Here is a 15,574-nt window from a genome sequence, read left to right on the forward strand (position 1 = left end):
CGTGGCGATCGTGTCGCACGCTGATCACGAGCACTGGTCCGTGAGCAGCATACGGGGCCGGTCGGCGACGGCCCGGACCGATGGGTGCGCGGCTCAGAGGCCGCCCGGGCCGGATCTCATCGCGTTGTCCACGTCACGTGCCCCAGAAGCGGTGAGCCGTGCCGCCGCCATCAGGCGGTGCCCGGGGCGGTGTCGATGATCGCGCCGTGCAGGCCGCAGCGCTTGAGGTCCAACGTGCTCAGGTCACATCCGCGCAGGTCGACGCCGGTCAGGTCACACTCGCGGAACGAGGTGTGCTCGAGGACCGCGCCGGTGAGCACCGCACCGGTCAAGGTCGCTGGCTGGATCATCGCACTGCCCAGCCGGGTGAAGGCGATGGCGCCGTTGACGACCTCGCTGTAGCCGAAGCCCGCCCCGGTCAGGTCGGCGCCGGCCAGGTTGGCGCCGGTCAGATCGGCCCCGGAGAAGATGGCGCCGCGTGCGGAGGCCCGCGACAGATCCGCGCCGGTGAGGTCGGCACCGGCGAGCACCATCTTGTCGAGGTCCAGCCCGCGCAGATCGGCGCCGGACAGATCGAGCTCCTCCTCCGCGTGGTCGGCGCGCCACTGGTTGAACGCGAACGGCCCCTGCCTCAGGATCGCGATGACCTCCGCCGTTCCCCCTGACGCGCCGGGAGGTTCCGCCCCCTCAGGACCGTCGGCGGTGCGGGTGGCGTGTGCGTCGAGAGCGGCGACATCCTCCTCCGCTGTGGCGAGTGCCGCGGCGAGTTCCTCGTCGTACGGATACATCTGCGCCATCGCCTCCATCATCACGAGGCGCGTGCCCAGCAGCCTCCGCGCGTTGTCCCGATCGCCGGACCTCCTGGCCAGATCGGCGAGGCGGTGGAAGGCCAGCCCGGCGTCCAGGGCCGTTTCCGGGCTCGGATCCGCCTGGAAGAGCCGGGTACGGATCTGCGAGCACTCGGCCCACGTCTCGTACTCCTTGTCCTTGTGCTCCGGCAGGTCGAGCGCGCCGTACACCTCGCCGAGATGCTGCAACGAGCCGGCGAGCCGCTGGTCCGCCTCCATGAAGGTCGGATGCTCGGCCGCGAGCTCGTGGTAAATGTCCACGGCCTGCGTGAGCACGGCCTCCGCGGCGACCGGGTGGCCGTCGGCGAGCCGGGCCTGACCACACGTGTCGCGCGCGGCACCGAGGCAGAACCTGGCCTCGTCGCGCTGCGGGTGGGTGGCGGCCCACTCCTCGACGGCGGACAACGATCGTTCGGCCACCTCTCGCGCGGCCCCCGTGAAGCCGTGCCGGATCAACATGGCGACCAGGCGGTCACGGATGAGACGCTCGAAGCCCGCCGGTATGGACGACGTGATCTCGCCCAGGAGCGCCATCCCGGCGTACTCGGAGTCCGTCTCCAGACTGTCGACGACTTCGAGGGCGAACGTGGACAGGTCGCTGATGCCCTGAAGCGCCACCAGGTGCCGGCAGACCGCGACGTAGTCGTCGAACGTACCGTTGCCGTGGGTTCGGCTGTAGTGCATGTTCAGGGCGCGTTCGTGACGATCGGCGAGCGCCGGGCCCTGGTGCGGCGCCAGCAGCTCCGCGATCCAGCGGTCGGCGAAGTAGACGGTCTCCCCGTCCCACCCCTCCCACGAGCTGAGCAGGCCGAGCTCGGCCAGCCGGGCCGCGTCGGCCTGCATGCTCTGGAGCGCCGACCGCTTGGGCTCCGGGCGCTGCCGCCGGGCCGGCCTGCTGGTGTCGCAGGCGACGGCCAGGTCCCGTACGGTGACCGGGACGGTGCAGATCGCGGCTTGGAGCAGGGTCTCCCGCTGTCGCCCGGTCAGCTCGGCCATGACCAGGCCGAATGGTACGGCTCCCGGTGTCACGGCCGCCAGCCGCGTTCCGGCGCCCTCCGGGTTCGCGGACAGCCAGGCGTCGAGCAGATGCAGCGAGCGTGGATGCGCCTGGGCCGTGCGGACCACCCGCTCCTGGGTGGCCGGGTCCACGGTGGACAGGAAGGGCAGCCCAGTCGCCAGTTCGACCCCCGCCGTGAGGTCCAAGGGGCCGAGCCGCAGGGCACCGAGCCGGTTGCCCGCGGCCCGCGCCGGTAGCGGTGTCCGGGTGGTGACCAGCACCCGGCCGCGGTCGGCGGCCTGGCACAGCCGGTCGAACACCTCGCCGAAGCCGGGGTCCAGGAAACCGGTGCCGTCGTAGTTCTGGTCCAGGTCGTCGAAGAGCAGGACGAGCGGGAAACTCTTCAGCAGCCGGCAGGTCATGTCCAGCATGGCGTCGTCCGACGGTGCCAGGCCGAGAGCCCCCATCATGTGCACGTGTTCCCGCGGAAGCTCCTCGCCCCAGCAGAGGAAGGCCTCGGAGACACCGCGGAATAGCGTTCGCGGAGACCATCTGCCCACCATGGCGGCCACTTGCCGGCCGTCGGAGCGCAGTCGCTCCAGCATCCGGCGGGCCAGGGCGCTCTTGCCCATTCCCGCCGCCCCGGTGATCAGGAGCCCGGCCGGACCTGCGTCCAGCATGGCCAGCGCGGCCCGTACGTCACACTCCCGCGCCAGGCGGGGCGATCCGAGCCGCCGTACTTCCGGGCTTAAATGCGTCTCCTCGTGCACGTTCGTCCCTCTGTGTAAACGAATGTGATCGGTTGAGCCCTCCGAATCAGAGGGACCTGCTTCACCGCGATCCGCGGTCCGGTTGACCTTACCTTTGTGCGTCCGGACAAATAGGGAGCTTTTCGAGCGCGGAATCGGAACGGAAGAAAAACGGAAGAACGGCTCCGCGATGTCCGAGACGCCGACGACGGCCAAGCTGCTGGCCGAGATGCGCGAGCCGCACCCGAAGAGCGACCCCCTCTACGGTCACTACGGCCTGGGAATGTTCGTGAAGGACCTGGGCCAGGACTGCGGCACCGTCCTCAACCACAACGGCAGCCCCCGGCGGCTACGCGGCGCTGATGTACAGCTCGCCCGACGGCGCCAAGACCCTGACCGCCTCACTGACCGCCGGCGACGCCGCGTTCCGCCATCGCGTGTGACAGCGGTTCCAGCATGGCGCCGATCGGCGCCCGCAGGACAGACGCGGCGGCCGCCAGCACGGTACGCGGGTCGGGCAGGTCCATGTGCCGATGCCAGGCGAGGGCGGGCAAGGGAGGTCGCTGCCCGTTCGGGTAGCGGATGCCGCCCGGACGGACGGTGAGCGGGAGGGCGGGCGGCGAGCAGGCTGGCACCCGTCCGATTCCCCGCCACGTCAGGAGCCGCTGATCATGAAAGCTCTCGCCGCCGCCTACGGCCCCTCCCCCACGATCAACGTGGTGATGCTCTACGGTCCCCGCAGCGCACAAGAACTGGAGACGGCCAGGAGCATCGTCGCGGCCTCCTACCGATACGCCACCGGGAGGGCCCTGTAGCCACCCGGCCCCGCGGTCAGCCCCCGCCGCGTCGCCCGCCGGCGGCGCGGCGGGTTGTCCGCGGTGGCGAGCCAGACGACCGGGTGTCTGGTGCCGCGAGCCAGACGACCAGGTGTCCTCGTGCCGCGAGCGGCGGAACGCGGCGGACGGCTGGCGCATTGAGATGTGCAGAGCCTCACCCACGCGCCGGTACCCGACCCGCTGGTACCACCGGGTTGCGCGGTCGTCGGCCGGGGTCAGGAACGGCGTCGTCACCCCGGCGTCCGCTCCCGCGCGGGTCAGCAGCGCCGTGACCGCGCCCGCGATGCCGCGCCGCCGGTGCGAGGCGAGGACCGTGATGCCCGCCGCCACCTCCGCCACGCCCTCGTGCGGGCCGCCGAGCTGCCCCCGCGCCCACGACGGATCGCGTTCTCGTATGGATCGGCCGCCATGGGACACCGGACGACCTGTGCTGCCACAAGCTCCCTGAGAGAACTCCTCGAAGTGCGGTGTCACTCTTGTGCGTCCGAGATGAACCATGAGGGCCCATCGCCCGTTGACGGGTCATGAAGGTTCTGGTCGCGATCACCGCTGCCCTGGTCGTACTCTCGGGCTGCGCTTCCCAGCACGGCTGCACGGCCATCGGCGCTCCGGTCGGGATCTCGGTGCGCGTCGATGCCCCGCTGGCGGACATGGTGACGGCCGCTGAGCTGACCGCCTGCTGGGACGGTTCTTGCCGTACGGCGAAGCCGGAACTGCACCAGGACACCACCGTCGCGAGCCAGACGTGCGATGGCGAAGCGTGCGGTGCGGAACTCAAGCCCACGGGTGGCAAGCAGGGTTTCGCGGACGTGACGGGGCTGCCCAAGGCGCCGGTGAAAGTGAAGCTGCGGCTGAAAGGGCGGTCGGGCGAGGCCGTGGTGGAGAGCGAACTCACCGTCACGCCCGAGGGCCTGTTCCCCAACGGGCCGGCCTGCGGTGAGGGCGGCCCGCAGGCGGCGATCGCCGTCTCTGGCTCGGGCGCGGTCAGCGAGGTGAGCTGAGCAGCGCCGGCCGCGGGAGCGTCCTTTCGCCCTCAGCATGGATGACGAGGACGACGACGGATCGGGGGTTGGGGAACATCGGAACGAAGACCGGCGCCGAGCATCTGTCGGCCCTGGTGGGCGCCTGACGGGACGTCGGGCGCGGCGATCTTGACGTCATCCCACACATAACGCCCTAATATCTGCGGTAGCTTGAGCCGTCACCTGCGGTGACGTTCTCCGGCCGCTACGTGAAGCGGCCCTGGCCTGCTCGCATCCGGCGACACACGCCGAGGCGGCGGCACGTGACAGAGCCGGCCGACCCGTCGATCCTGATCATCCCGACCGACCCGAAACCATCGAGCCCTGGAGTGGACATGGCTGACATGATCGTGACCGACCCCGTCACGCGGGAAATTCTCGCGAGTTTCGAAAACGTGCGATCCCGGCTGTTCGAGCGCCTGGAGGGCCTGACCGACGCCGAGTACCACTGGGAGCCGGTGAGCGACTGCATCAGCATCCGGCCCGGCGACGACGGCGTCTTCCGTGTCGACGAGCTGATTCCGCAGTCGGTCCCGGGCGTGCCGGACCCCGTCACGACGATCGCCTGGCGCATCTGGCACATCGGCAGCCTCTGCCTGCGCGGCTATGTGATCCACCTCTTCGAGGACGTCCCCGAGTTCGGCGACCGCCACGAGTGGCCGGGCACCGCGAAAGAGGGCGTCCAGGCGCTCGCCGAGGACTGGGAGCACTTCATCTCCCGTATCGCAGCCCTCGGCGACAAGCGCCTGTTGGCGCCGATAGGCATGGGCCCCGGCGGTTGGGCCGATGAGACCTATCTGAAGCTCGCGCTGCACGCTCTGAAAGAGGTCACCCATCACGGCGGCGAGATCGGCCTGCTGCGCGACCTGTACCTGCGCGAAGGCGTCTGATTTCGGCGGCGGGCGACCTTGTCCGGCGGCCGCGTGCGCTGATTTCGGCGGCGGGTGACCTTGTCCGGCGGCCGTGTGCCGCCGGACAACGGCCGGGGTCGGCAACCGTCTCCTGCCTCCCGGTCTACTCATCGGCCGCGTCTCGGCCACGTAGGGGCCTCATACCGCCGGGCAGGTCGGGCAGCCGGAAGGAGTGGCGGCCCAGCATGTTGATGTGGTGCCGCACGAACGGCGAGAGACGGGCCACGTCCTCGTCACGGACGTCGAAGCCGTCCGTGCGCGGCTGGTTCACCGCGGCATCAGCGAGCTGCCCGAAGCCCTCCGCCAGCTGCCGCCGCTCGTCGACCTCGACTGACGCGCACCCAAGCCGTGGACCCCGGCGGTCGGCCGCCGGGGTCCACGCATGTCCAGGAGGCCCGGCCGACAGCGTTCAGCGCCAGAATCTCGGCGGCCCGGGCGGCGGTCTCGTACAGCATCCGCCACCAGGTCTTCTCGCGCAGGGGGATGTCACGGCGTGACAGCAGCTGGTGGATGGTGGTCTTGGCGACCGCGCGGGTCTCGTCGGCGCTCTCCTTGCGGCGTTCGGCGTTCGGCGTCGGCGGCGACCGAGGGCGCGGCGCGATCTTCGGCATGGCGCTCATGCCGGCCGCGTGTGGAGGAAGCCATCTCGATGAACCAATTTAAAATGAGTCACCCGTCTACTGGACAAATCCCGCACGCTATGGCCAGCGGTCGAGCGAATAGTAAGTGGCCGGAGAGATGCATGATGAAAATTGAGATGTCTATCTCGTTGCGCGAAGCGGCATTTCATGCCCTTGCCGGCGGAGCCGACCTGTTGACGACCATGCTGACCTGGGGTGGAGCGTCTTTGGCGGCAGAACGAGTGCGTGACGTCAGCCAGTGAAGGTAGCCGTTTCGGCTTTTCCGGCGAATGCGGGCGACGCGCGTGGGGACAACCATTTACGGCAGGCCGTTAAAGTCAACTCCATGGAATGGAACTTTCAGGCGGCCGAAGACCTCGCAGCTGCATTGCGTGCCGGTGAAGTGAGCTCGGTCGAACTGACCGACGAGGCGATCGCCCGCATCGAGCGGGACGACAAGGTGATCAACGCTGTTTGCATGCCGGACTTCGACCGCGCGCGGGCCGCCGCGCGCGGTGCTGACCAGGCACGCGCGCGTGGTGAGGACCGGCCGCTGCTCGGCATTCCGGTGACGGTCAAGGAGTCGTACAACATCGCCGGGCTGCCCACGACCTGGGGCATGCCGCCGCACCGAAACTACATGCCGGCCGAGGACGCGGTACAGGTGTCGCGGCTCAAGGCCGCGGGCGCGGTGGTGCTCGGCAAGACCAATGTGCCGTTGGGGCTGCAAGACATCCAGAGCTTCAACGAGATCTACGGCACCACCAACAACCCGTGGGATCACGGTCGCACGTCGGGCGGATCCTCCGGCGGATCAGCGGCGGCCCTGGCGTCCGGGTTCGGCGCGCTGTCCATCGGCTCCGACCTCGCCGGCTCGCTGCGCACCCCCGCGCATTTCTGCGGCATCTACGCGCACAAGCCGACACTCGGACTGGCGGCAACCCGCGGCATGGTCGCGCCGGCGGCACCGCCGTTGCCGGTCGACCTCGACCTCGCCGTCGTCGGTCCGATGGCGCGCACCGCCCGCGACCTCACGCTCCTGCTCGACGTCATGGCCGGACCGGACCCGCTGACGCTCGGCGTGGCGCACCGTTTGGCACTGCCGCCCGCCCGCCACGAGCGGCTCGGCGACTTCCGGGTCCTGGTCCTCGACGAGCATCCGTTCATTCCGACCGGGTCCGCCGTACGGGCGGGCGTGAACCGGGTGGCCGCCGCGCTCGCCGACGGCGGCGCCCGCGTCGAACGGCACAGTCCGCTGCTGCCCGATCTGACCGAAGCCGCGATGCTCTACATGCAGTTGCTGATGTCGGGCTCTGTTGCGCGTTTTCCCATCGAATCGTACGAGCAGCTGCGGACCCGCGTCGCCGGACTGAGCGCGGACGACCAGAGTCTTGACGCCGTGCGGCTGCGCGCCATGGTGTTCAGCCACCGCGACTGGATGGAGGCGAACAACCGCCGCGAGCTCCACCGCCACGGCTGGCGGCAGTTCTTCGCCGAGTTCGACGCCGTGCTGTGCCCCGTCACGCCGACTCCCGCGTTCCCGCACGACCACAACCCCAATCCGCTGGCCCGGCGCATCGACATCGACGGCGTCGAGTACCCGTACTTCGACCAGCTCGTCTGGGCCGGCCTGGCCACCATGCCCGGCCTGCCCGCCACCGCCATACCAGCGGGCCGGTCCCCCGAGGGCCTGCCGGTGGGAGTGCAGCTCATCGGTCCGATGTTCGAGGACCGCACCCCGCTGCGGCTGGCCGAACTGCTCGAGCAGAAGATCGGCGGCTTCCACGCACCGAAATAGAGCATGTTGCCGGGTATCCGTCGCGGACGAGGTACGGATCAGTCTCCTCCCGGCACAGGAAGCGGTGCACGGTGCCGGCCATCCGGCACCGGCACCCCCTCGATGATGCCGCCATCGCGCCCCGCGTCGGCCATCGGCAGCGGACGGGGCAGGTGAAGTCATGGGCGCGGCGAGGCCGCCTCCAGGAGAGCGCGTCCCGCCTGGGTGAGCTCGTGCGTGGCCGTGCGACCGGCCCGGCTGCTGTCGATCAACCCGGCGTCTCGCAGGATTGTCAGGTGTTCGCTGGCCGTCGGGACGGTGACGCACACCAGCCTGGCCACAACGGTCGTCTGCAGCGGAGTGGTGAGCGCGGCCAGGATCCTCGATCGAGTCGCGCCCAGAAGCCGGTCGAGGGATCTCGGAGTGGGAGGTGCCGCCCAGAGGTACCGCCCGGATGCCGGGTAATAGATCGCCGGAGCCCAGTGGTCTGAGGTGGTGCACTGCACCCGGTCGGTGATGAACAGCGACGGAACGAGAATGAGTCCCTCGGGGCAGTCGACGTCGATGTCGACCATCTTCTCGACGGTGATGGTGTCGCCTTCGCACGCAGCGGAGGGGTGCAGGCGCGGAAGGATGGCGCGCAACCCCTCGCGGTTGACCTGGATGGCCCGATCCAGCATCTCGGCACGCAGCGCCTGCCGCATGGACGGCCATTCCGGTTCTACGACCGCCTTCCAGAGGCGGCGTAGCGCGTCGGCGGCCTCGGACCTGGCTCGGTCGGGGTCATCGAGCAGTCGGCGGCCGATCTGTGCCCCGCGTCCCGTCGAAGCGTCGACCAGCTCGGCGTACGTCTGGTCCGCCGGCGCGGCGAGGAGGGCCTCCATGCCTTCCTCGAACGTCGGCTCACTGGACATCGGCGACGGGTCAAGGAAGTCGGGCCGATACGCGCCATCGGCCATGAAGACCGTGAGCGCCCTCAGGTCCAGGTCCGAGAGACGGTGCTGGCGACGGCGAAGCCACGGGTGGAACATCGGGTGGCGCTGCGGTTCGGTCAGGAGCTGGGCAAGGCTGACCACTTCGTGGATCGGCGACATCGCCCACCGCACGCTCGCAGCACCAGCGCCCAATCGGTAGCGGATCACTCCCCTATTGTTAGGCCACCGCCGAAGTGAGCGCGAACGGAGCGGCGAAGCCCCGAGACTCGGATCATGACTGACACGGAGCCGATGGGCTGGCTCTCCGAGAAACCCGAGCGAGCCCGACAGGCGCGAACGATCCAGCTGGGCGCCGGCGGATCGACCATCGAAGTCCTCGCCGGCCCGGCGGAGACCAGCGGGGTCGTGAGCATCTACCGGTGGCGCATGTCGCCCTCCAGCCGGGGACCTGCCCCGCACTTTCACACGACCTTCAGCGAGACCTTCATCGTTGAGGAAGGTGAAGTCGACTACTTCGACGGGCGGACCTGGCGGACACTGCGGCCCGGCGACACCGCGCATGCCGCGATGGGTGACGTCCACGCGCTCCGGAAAGAGCGCGCCGAACCCGCCACCCTCCTCATGGCACTCTCGCCAGGCGTACCGCGGGAGGAGTACTTCGCGCAGCTCGCCACCGTGAACGAGCGGGACCTGAGCCGGCTTCACGAAGCCCACGACAACCACTTCGTCGACGACCACGAGCGGTGATGCACCGGCAACGGCATGCGCCCCGCCCCTTCCCCAACGGCTTTCCCAGAAAAGGATTCACTGTGCCCAGCATCGCCATCGTCGGAGCCGGCCCCGGTATGGGCCTGGCCATCGCCCGTACCTTCGGCTCCCAAGGCTTCGACGTCGCGCTCATCGCCCGCAACCGGGACAAGCTCGACGACCTGGTCGGCCGGCTCGCCACCGACGGCATCACCGCCGCCGCGTTCCCCGCGGACGTGCTCGACCATGACGCTCTCACCCAGGCGCTCAAGGACGCCGCCACGCACTTCGGCGGCATCGACGTCCTGGAGTACTCCCCAGCCGGGAGCATCGAGTCCCTGACACTCACCGCCCCGTCCGGGACCGACCCGTCCGATGTGCAGTGGGGGATGGACTTCCTGCTCTACGGGGCCATCGCCGCCACCCGGGCCGTGCTGCCCGCGATGCGCGAGGCCGGCGCGGGCACCCTGCTCTACACCAACGGCGGCGGCTCCGTCGACCCCATCCCGATGTTCGGCAACCTCAACGCCGCCCAGGCCGCGCTGCGCAACTGGGTGCTCAACCTGCACAAGGAACTGGCCGGCACCGGCATCCAGGCGGCACACGTCGCCATCGGCGTCTGGATCGGCACCGACGGCCCGCCTGGAACGCCGACGGCCTCGGCCGAGGAGATCGCCCCCCTCTACTGGGACCTGCACACGCAGCGCGACGAAGTCGAGCGCGTCTTCACCGCCTGACGCCGCGCCGGTCCTCGGCTCGGCGTGAACCTGCGGAAACAGCAGCGTGTTGACGTGCGCCGGCGCGGGCCGAAGCCGGTGCAGGGCCGAGGTTGCGGCGTGACCCTTGTCCGGCCGGTCAGGTGCGCCGTCCTTGCCGTGGTGCAGCCCGGCGTTCCTCCGCATTTCTGAGGACTGGAAACAGGGAGACGATGATGACGATCAACGATCTGCGCGGTGCCCTCAAGGGGCGCGTGCTCCTGCCCGATGACGACGGCTTTGCACAGGCGGCCACCCCGTGGAACCTGACCGTCAGGCAGCCCGTGGCGGCCGTGGCGGAGGCCGCGGACGCCGATGACGTGGCGGCGCTCGTACGTTACGCGCGGCGGGCGGGTATGACGGTGACCGCGCAGCCGAGCGGCCATGGCGCCTCCGGTGATGTGGAAGGCCTGATCCTGCTGCGTACCGGCCTGCTGAACGAGGTGGAGGTACGCGCGGCAGAGCGCGTGGCCCGGGTGGGCGCAGGCGTGAAGTGGGGGCAGCTGCTCGCGGCGGCCGGTCCGCTGGGTCTGACCGGCCTGGCCGGCAGCGCGCCGGGGGTCAGCGTGACCGGCTACACCCTGGGCGGTGGGGTCGGCTGGTTCAGCCGCAAGTACGGCTTCGCCTCCGACAGCGTGCGGGCCATCGACATCGTGGACGCCGATGGCGAGCCGGGCCGGGTGACCGCCGAGTCCGATCCCGAGCTGTTCTGGGCGCTGCGCGGCGGTGGCGGGGACTTCGCGATGGTGACCGCCCTCGAACTCGAGCTGTATCCCGTGCCGGTCCTGTACGGCGGGCGCGTGATCTGGCCGGAGCACCGGACCAGGGAGGTGTACGACGCGTTCCTGGAGATCACCGCCGAGGCGCCGCGTGAACTCAGTGTCTGGATCAACCGGCTCCAACCGCCCGGCGCGTCACCGATGGTGACGCTGGATCTGGCCTACCTGGGCGAGGCGGCTCAGGGAGAGGATCTGCTGGCGCGCATCGACAAGATCGATGGCGCGATCTCCGACAGCCGCGGCGTCGTCCCGGTTGCCGACCTGGGTGACATCGCCGCCGAGCCCACTGACCCGGCCCCATCCATCGCCCGTGCGGAGCTGCTCACCGGCCTGGACGCGGACGCGGTGGAGCTCCTGCTGGCCAAGCCGGTCGAACCGCTCATCAACGTGCAGATCAGGCACCTGGGCGGAGCGCTCGCCGAACCGGGCGGCGGGGCCGGCGCGAGCGGCGCGGTGGCTGAGCCGTACCTGCTCGGCCTGCTGGGTCTCGGCCTGCCGCACGCGGCCGATGCGACGCGCGCCAAGCAGGCCGAGGTCGTGGCCGACCTCGAGGCCTACATCAGCGGCCGCAAGCCTTACACCGTGCTGTCCCCCGGCGACACGGCGGCGAAGTCCTTCTCCGGCAGCGCGCTCGCGCGGCTGCGCGAGATCAAGCGGGCCCGTGACCCGCACAACGTGTTCCGCGCGAACTACCCGGTGCTCGGATAGAACGGTGCCGGCAGGACACGGCCCGCCGCCCCACCGGGAGGTCGGCATGCTCGCGCTGCACCTGCTCCAGCCAACACCTTGCGGATGCGGCAGGTCCTGGTGGACCCGAAGCGGGCGGACAAGCTCACCGACCGACGCGGACCGCCGGGGCCGGCCGCTCCGGACCAGGCGGTGTCGATTCAGAACCGGGGCTTTCAGGCTCCGTGCGGTGAGTTCGACGAGCGTTCTTCTTCTTGCAGGGAAGCTTCCCAGGTGGCGGTGATGTCGCGGGCGACATCACGGAGGAGGTCGATGAGCAGGTCTGCGAGTGGTGTGAGGCCGGAGTCGGTTCTGGTCACGGCGTAGAGCTGGCGGTAGGGCCTGGGGTGGGCCAGTTCGCGATGGGTGGTGCCAGGCGCATGCGTCAGGGCCAGGCGCGAGACCAGGGCCACCGCGATGCCCGTGCCGACGAGGGCCTGGGCGACGTCGTAGGACTCCGTCTCGAACCGCACGGTGGGAGTGAAGCCGGCCTCGCGGGCAGCGTCGTGGAACTGTTCGCGGGCGGCATGGCCGGCCAGGATGGAGACCCACGATTCGTCGCGCAGTTGTTCCAGGTGAAGTTCGGTGTCCGGGGGCCGGCCGGTGGCCAGTGGGTGGTCATCGGGGAGCACCACGACCATCGGGTCCAGCAGGAGCGGGTGGGCCCGCAGGTGTGGGGGCGGCGCGAGCGGTGTGCCCCAGGACGCGACGATGGCGAGGTCCAGGCGCCCCGCGCTGATCTCGTCCGCTCCGCGTCCGGACACCACGTCCACGACCGAGACGTCGGCGTCCGGATGGCGGTGCCGCAGGGCTGTCAGGGCGGGTGGCAGCAGGTGCAGGGCGGCCGCCTGGAACGTGCCGATCCGCAGACGGAGCGAGAGGTGGCCGAGCAGTGCGGCCAGTTGCGCCGCGGCCTTGTCCGATGCCTCCTCCACGGTCCGGCCGTGGGAGGCGAGCAGCGCACCGGCCGCGGTGAGCGTTGCTCCGCGGGGACCACGGATGACCAGGGGCACCTGCCAGTCGCGCTCGGCCTTGGCCACCTGCTGGGTGACCGCCGCGGGCGTGAGGTGGAGTGCGTGAGCCGCCGCCGTCAGTGAGCCGTGCCGCTCGATCAGCGCGAGAAGCCGCAGCTGTCCCGGATCCACCACCATTCACTAATCCTAACGCTGCACCCTTCTCTTTTAACTTCTCTTACTTGTACGGGGAGAGGAAGACTGGCGGGACACGACACCCATCGGCCGCAATCCCCGGAAGGGGTTCTTTCCCCATGCCCACGCATGTGCCCGTTTTCATCGCCACCACCTTGCTGCTGGCGATGCTGCCCGGCGCGAGTCAAGCCCTGATGATCCGGCAGGTCCTGGAAGGCGGGCAACGCACGCTCCGAGGCACGCTCGCGGGCAACGCCACCGGCTTCCTGCTGTGGTCCACGGCCGCCGCGGCCGGGCTGTCCGCCGTCCTGCTGGCCAGCCCCACCGCGTACGCGGTGCTCCGGATCGCAGGCGGCATCGTGCTGATGATCCTCGGGGTGAACACGCTGCGGACCGCGCTCACCACCGTCTCCACCCGCACGGCCCACGAGGGCGGGCGCCGCACCGGCTTCGCGGGCGGATATCTCACCGGACTGATCACCAACCTCGGCAACCCCAAGGCGGGTGTGTTCGCCGTCTCGGTGCTGCCCCAGTTCGTGACCGCGGAAGGCCCGGTGTTCCTGTCAACCGTCGCGCTGGGAGCCCTGTGGGCGCTCGTCAGCGCCTCCTGGTACATGTTGCTCACCTGGGCCGTCAGCCGAGGGCGGGCCCTGATATCGCGGCCGGCCGTCCTGCGGGGACTCAGCGTGACCACCGGCGTCGTCCTGCTGGGGCTGGGCGCCGCGGTGGCGGCAGGCGTCTGAGGGGCGGGCCGGCTTCTGTTCCACCGCCCGAGGCATCTGCCGCCATGTGTACCGGCAGCCATGAGGTGGCCTTGTAGGACTGGTGGCGACGAAGCGCAGCGAAACGATCGCCCGGCTTCGCCGCCCGCTCAGGGCGCGAGGTTGCTTGCAGGCAGGGGTCAGCCGGCGACCCAGTCCATGTGTTCGATCCAGTGGTCGAGCAGCGCCCGATCCCCCTGCACCTCCAGCGCGGGAGCCGCATCCAGTGGGCGACGCCTGCTGATCACGAGCAGGAGCTCGACGGCTGGGCCGCGTACCACGACGTCCGCCTTGGTGTGCGTGCGCTCCAGCACGACCATGTCCGGTTCCCGGCGTGCCACCCACTCCCCCGGCGCGTCGGTTGCGTGGAAGTGCAGAGCCTGACCGTCCCCGCGCATCGCATCGGCGAAGTCCGGCCGGTTCTTCCAATAGCCGCGGGAAGTCAGCGTGGTCAGCCAGTCCTCGATGGCCGGGACGGCAAGCTGCGGCGCCAGCTCGTACCGCATGCCGAGCGCCGCAGCCGCGTCCGCGCGATGCACGCAAGCCTCGCTGAACAGCCGACGTGACCAGAACGGCACACCTGCGGCGCCGCCCGCCGGCTCCCACACCGGCGTGTCCTCGGCGACGGATGCGAACGCCCGTCTCGCCTCGGCCGCGCCGTCGTTCAGCCAGGCGCGCCACTGGCCCGAATCGGTCGGACCGGGGACGTAGCCGGCGAACGCCCTGCCTGGCTCGGTCATCTGCTCGCCCACGAGCATCGCCACCATGCGCTGTGTCCCGCCGACATGGTCGACGAGATCGGCCAGCGTCCACTTCGGACATGTCGGCACCGGGGCCGCCGCATCCCTGCCGTGCACCCAATCGGCAAACGTGCTCGTCTGCTCGACAACGGCCTTCAAATACGCGGATGTGTCCATCGCCGGGCCTCCAAGTGCTTTGCGGTCTTCCCGAAGTTCGCGGGACTGATGTGTGGCACTATGCCGGAAAACAGGGCTGCCGTGGGTCCGGACGGAATGCGCCAGAAACGAGCGGCCCCCTCCTTGCGTCAGTGGACCATGCGATGGCGAGGTGAGGAAGTCGGCGGACGTCCACTGAGCGGAGACCTCGGCGGGGGACAATGACCGGCGTGGGGCAGGGTGGAAGGCGAACTCATCCCCGACGTTGTGGAGGCCGTTCGTGCAAGCAGACAGCGAAGATCTGTCGGTCACGGTGGAGAACGGGGTCGGGCTCCTGGAGATGCGCCGGCCGCCCGCCAACTACTTCGACGAGCACCTCATCGGCGGGATCGTGGACGCCGCCCGCGCGTTGGACGACGACCCCGGCTGCCGGGTCCTCGTCCTGGCCTCGGAGGGTAAGCACTTCTGCGCCGGCGCCGACTTCGGGGCGGGCGGTGGTTTCGCCGGTGACCGGGTGGCCGTGGTGGAGCGTTTGTACCGGCGGGCGGCGCAGCTGTTCGAGATCCGGACGCCGATCATCGCCGCGGTCCAGGGCGCGGCCGTGGGTGGAGGGCTGGGGCTGGCCTGCGCGGCCGATTTCCGGGTCGCCGATGAGAACACCCGCTTCGTCGCGAACTTCGCGATGCTGGGCTTTCACCAGGGGTTCGGGCTGAGCGTGACGCTGCCGGAGATCGTCGGCCGGCAGGCGGCGGCCGACATGCTGCTGAGCGCCCGTCCGGTACGTGGCCAGGAGGCACATCGCATCGGTCTGGCCGACCGGCTGGCCGAGCCCGGCCGGCAGCGCGAGCACGCTCTGGCCTGGGCCCGCGAGCTGGCGTCGGCGGCGCCGCTGGCGGTGCGGTCGATCCGCTCGACGCTGCGCGCCGGCCTGGCGGGCCGCGTCGCCGAGGCTCTGGAGCACGAACTGGCCGAGCAGGCGCGGCTGTGGGAGACCGCGGACTGCGCCGAGGGCATCGCGGCGAACCTTGAGCGGCGTTGCCCGGTGTTCCGCGGGGAGTGACCACGCT

17 protein-coding genes are annotated in these 15,574 nt (G+C 70.2%); 10 read left to right on the forward strand and 7 right to left on the reverse strand.

Annotated features, from left to right (window positions below):
- Positions 1–170: 170 nt before the first annotated feature.
- Both AB0H84_RS31080 and AB0H84_RS31085 read right to left on the reverse strand, forming a co-directional pair.
- Positions 171–2,615 carry a pentapeptide repeat-containing protein gene (locus tag AB0H84_RS31080; protein WP_357611853.1) on the reverse strand — a complete coding sequence of 815 codons (2,445 nt, stop codon included), beginning with the start codon at positions 2,613–2,615 and terminating at the stop codon, positions 171–173.
- A gap of 380 nt (positions 2,616–2,995) precedes the next feature.
- The gene (locus AB0H84_RS31085; protein WP_357611856.1) at positions 2,996–3,229 is read right to left on the reverse strand and encodes a hypothetical protein; all 234 of its coding nucleotides are present in this window, start codon (positions 3,227–3,229) and stop codon (positions 2,996–2,998) included.
- Between the two features lie 36 nt (positions 3,230–3,265).
- On the opposite strand from AB0H84_RS31085, the gene AB0H84_RS31090 reads away from it, so the two are divergent.
- The 3 genes from AB0H84_RS31090 to AB0H84_RS31100 all read left to right on the forward strand — a co-directional run bounded on the left by AB0H84_RS31090 (position 3,266) and on the right by AB0H84_RS31100 (position 5,342).
- Positions 3,266–3,409 (forward strand): hypothetical protein, encoded by a 144-nt coding sequence (locus AB0H84_RS31090; RefSeq protein WP_357611858.1) that lies wholly within the window; start codon positions 3,266–3,268, stop codon positions 3,407–3,409.
- 545 nt (positions 3,410–3,954) lie between these two features.
- Positions 3,955–4,431 (forward strand): hypothetical protein, encoded by a 477-nt coding sequence (locus tag AB0H84_RS31095; protein ID WP_357611861.1) that lies wholly within the window; start codon positions 3,955–3,957, stop codon positions 4,429–4,431.
- A 356-nt stretch (positions 4,432–4,787) separates the two neighbouring features.
- Positions 4,788–5,342: a DinB family protein gene (locus tag AB0H84_RS31100; RefSeq protein WP_357611863.1), complete on the forward strand. Its 555-nt coding sequence runs from the start codon at positions 4,788–4,790 to the stop codon at positions 5,340–5,342.
- Positions 5,343–5,466: 124 nt separating this feature from the next.
- On the opposite strand, the gene AB0H84_RS31105 is transcribed toward AB0H84_RS31100, so the two are convergent.
- Together AB0H84_RS31105 and AB0H84_RS31110 are read right to left on the reverse strand one after the other, a co-directional pair.
- Complete coding sequence (locus AB0H84_RS31105; RefSeq protein ID WP_357611866.1) at positions 5,467–5,634, reverse strand: hypothetical protein; 168 nt, start codon at positions 5,632–5,634, stop codon at positions 5,467–5,469.
- Positions 5,635–5,641: 7 nt separating this feature from the next.
- Positions 5,642–5,974: a hypothetical protein gene (locus AB0H84_RS31110; RefSeq protein WP_357611869.1), complete on the reverse strand. Its 333-nt coding sequence runs from the start codon at positions 5,972–5,974 to the stop codon at positions 5,642–5,644.
- A 131-nt stretch (positions 5,975–6,105) separates the two neighbouring features.
- Between AB0H84_RS31110 and AB0H84_RS31115 the strand changes: the two genes are divergently transcribed.
- Entirely contained in the window at positions 6,106–6,246 is a 141-nt protein-coding gene (locus AB0H84_RS31115; RefSeq protein WP_357611872.1) for a hypothetical protein, read from the forward strand.
- Positions 6,243–7,781 (forward strand): amidase, encoded by a 1,539-nt coding sequence (locus AB0H84_RS31120; RefSeq protein WP_357611875.1) that lies wholly within the window; start codon positions 6,243–6,245, stop codon positions 7,779–7,781. Before AB0H84_RS31115 ends, AB0H84_RS31120 begins: the two co-directional genes overlap by 4 nt.
- A 158-nt stretch (positions 7,782–7,939) precedes the next feature.
- Here the strand turns inward: AB0H84_RS31120 and AB0H84_RS31125 are convergent, their stop codons facing one another.
- Positions 7,940–8,902 (reverse strand): DUF5937 family protein, encoded by a 963-nt coding sequence (locus AB0H84_RS31125; RefSeq protein ID WP_357611878.1) that lies wholly within the window; start codon positions 8,900–8,902, stop codon positions 7,940–7,942.
- Between the two features lie 66 nt (positions 8,903–8,968).
- On the opposite strand from AB0H84_RS31125, the gene AB0H84_RS31130 reads away from it, so the two are divergent.
- From AB0H84_RS31130 to AB0H84_RS31140, 3 genes are all read left to right on the forward strand, one after another.
- On the forward strand, positions 8,969–9,442 hold the full coding sequence (locus tag AB0H84_RS31130; protein ID WP_357611881.1) for a cupin domain-containing protein: 474 nt from the start codon (positions 8,969–8,971) through the stop codon (positions 9,440–9,442).
- Between the two features lie 62 nt (positions 9,443–9,504).
- The gene (locus tag AB0H84_RS31135) at positions 9,505–10,179 is read left to right on the forward strand and encodes an SDR family NAD(P)-dependent oxidoreductase (protein WP_357611884.1); all 675 of its coding nucleotides are present in this window, start codon (positions 9,505–9,507) and stop codon (positions 10,177–10,179) included.
- Positions 10,180–10,373: 194 nt separating this feature from the next.
- A complete protein-coding gene (locus tag AB0H84_RS31140) occupies positions 10,374–11,684 on the forward strand; it encodes an FAD-binding protein (protein ID WP_357611887.1) in 1,311 nt (436 codons plus the stop codon).
- Positions 11,685–11,878: 194 nt separating this feature from the next.
- On the opposite strand, the gene AB0H84_RS31145 is transcribed toward AB0H84_RS31140, so the two are convergent.
- Positions 11,879–12,853: a LysR family transcriptional regulator gene (locus AB0H84_RS31145; protein WP_357611890.1), complete on the reverse strand. Its 975-nt coding sequence runs from the start codon at positions 12,851–12,853 to the stop codon at positions 11,879–11,881.
- Positions 12,854–12,969: 116 nt separating this feature from the next.
- Between AB0H84_RS31145 and AB0H84_RS31150 the strand changes: the two genes are divergently transcribed.
- Positions 12,970–13,593 carry a LysE family translocator gene (locus AB0H84_RS31150; protein ID WP_357611893.1) on the forward strand — a complete coding sequence of 208 codons (624 nt, stop codon included), beginning with the start codon at positions 12,970–12,972 and terminating at the stop codon, positions 13,591–13,593.
- 158 nt (positions 13,594–13,751) lie between these two features.
- On the opposite strand, the gene AB0H84_RS31155 is transcribed toward AB0H84_RS31150, so the two are convergent.
- Entirely contained in the window at positions 13,752–14,528 is a 777-nt protein-coding gene (locus tag AB0H84_RS31155) for a maleylpyruvate isomerase family mycothiol-dependent enzyme (RefSeq protein WP_357611895.1), read from the reverse strand.
- 259 nt (positions 14,529–14,787) lie between these two features.
- On the opposite strand from AB0H84_RS31155, the gene AB0H84_RS31160 reads away from it, so the two are divergent.
- Positions 14,788–15,567: an enoyl-CoA hydratase/isomerase family protein gene (locus AB0H84_RS31160; protein WP_357611898.1), complete on the forward strand. Its 780-nt coding sequence runs from the start codon at positions 14,788–14,790 to the stop codon at positions 15,565–15,567.
- The last annotated feature ends 7 nt before the right edge of the window (positions 15,568–15,574 follow it).

This window comes from Nonomuraea sp. NPDC050786 (assembly GCF_040654115.1).
Lineage (GTDB): Bacteria > Actinomycetota > Actinomycetes > Streptosporangiales > Streptosporangiaceae > Nonomuraea.

Excerpts from the sequence above, each read along its gene's own strand:
- AB0H84_RS31090 (WP_357611858.1), top strand. The coding sequence starts at position 3,266 with ATGAAAGCTCTCGCCGCCGCCTACGGCCCCTCCCCCACGATCAACGTG.
- AB0H84_RS31095 (WP_357611861.1), top strand. The coding sequence starts at position 3,955 with ATGAAGGTTCTGGTCGCGATCACCGCTGCCCTGGTCGTACTCTCGGGC.
- AB0H84_RS31100 (WP_357611863.1), top strand. The coding sequence starts at position 4,788 with ATGGCTGACATGATCGTGACCGACCCCGTCACGCGGGAAATTCTCGCG.
- AB0H84_RS31110 (WP_357611869.1), bottom strand. The coding sequence starts at position 5,974 with ATGCCGAAGATCGCGCCGCGCCCTCGGTCGCCGCCGACGCCGAACGCC.
- AB0H84_RS31115 (WP_357611872.1), top strand. The coding sequence starts at position 6,106 with ATGATGAAAATTGAGATGTCTATCTCGTTGCGCGAAGCGGCATTTCAT.
- AB0H84_RS31130 (WP_357611881.1), top strand. The coding sequence starts at position 8,969 with ATGACTGACACGGAGCCGATGGGCTGGCTCTCCGAGAAACCCGAGCGA.
- AB0H84_RS31140 (WP_357611887.1), top strand. The coding sequence starts at position 10,374 with ATGACGATCAACGATCTGCGCGGTGCCCTCAAGGGGCGCGTGCTCCTG.
- AB0H84_RS31145 (WP_357611890.1), bottom strand. The coding sequence starts at position 12,853 with ATGGTGGTGGATCCGGGACAGCTGCGGCTTCTCGCGCTGATCGAGCGG.
- AB0H84_RS31150 (WP_357611893.1), top strand. The coding sequence starts at position 12,970 with ATGCCCACGCATGTGCCCGTTTTCATCGCCACCACCTTGCTGCTGGCG.
- AB0H84_RS31155 (WP_357611895.1), bottom strand. The coding sequence starts at position 14,528 with ATGGACACATCCGCGTATTTGAAGGCCGTTGTCGAGCAGACGAGCACG.